Annotated in this window: 1 protein-coding gene; it reads left to right on the forward strand. The window is 26.6% G+C overall.

Annotated features, from left to right (window positions below; genetic code table 11):
• Positions 1-261: 261 nt before the first annotated feature.
• Positions 262-561, forward strand: coding sequence for a DUF763 domain-containing protein (locus MSI_RS13560; RefSeq protein WP_202799353.1), 300 nt, complete (start codon positions 262-264; stop codon positions 559-561).
• Positions 562-696: the final 135 nt, after the last annotated feature.

The raw sequence follows: 696 nt of genomic DNA on the forward strand, positions 1-696 counted from the left end.
AATTCCTATTAAAGCTACAATTAATACAACTAATATTATCTTTTTATCCATTAGTTTCACCTGCCATTTTTGAGTCTATTAATCATTTTTAATTTTAATTGTATTTAAATTTATTTTAACTAAGAAAGTATATTATTATTGTTTTGGATTATTCTAATTTTTTTTTTAATTTTTTCATAATTTAACTCCTTTTTTTTAATTAGAATATTACTTATCATATTCCCTTAACTTTTATAATTCTATTTAAAAATAATTAGTATTATGCAGAGAAAAGGAATTACTAATCTTCCATTACACTCTAATCATACACCACCATGGTTATGGAAGAGGATGGTTAAATTATCTGGAGCTTTAACAGAAGTTATACTTGAAGAATATGGTCAAAAAGAATTCTTGGAACGAATATCAAATCCATACTGGTTTCAAGGATTTTCATGTGTAATAGGATTTGATTGGCATTCATCTGGAACAACAACCACTACGTGTGGAGCACTAAGAGCAAGTCTTAATCCTGAAGAACATGGTATAGCAGTACTTGGAGGTAAAGGAAAAAATTACTAGAAAAACACCTAGGCAATTAGAGGATATATCATCTACATTTAATATAAGTACAAAGGCTACAAACACATTAATTGAATCATCAAAATTATCTGCAAAAATAGATAACTCCTGTATTCAAGATACTTACACATTATA

This window comes from Treponema sp. JC4 (assembly GCF_000260795.1).
In the GTDB taxonomy this organism is placed as follows: domain Bacteria; phylum Spirochaetota; class Spirochaetia; order Treponematales; family Treponemataceae; genus Treponema_D.

Excerpts from the sequence above, each read along its gene's own strand:
- MSI_RS13560 (WP_202799353.1), top strand. The coding sequence starts at position 262 with ATGCAGAGAAAAGGAATTACTAATCTTCCATTACACTCTAATCATACA.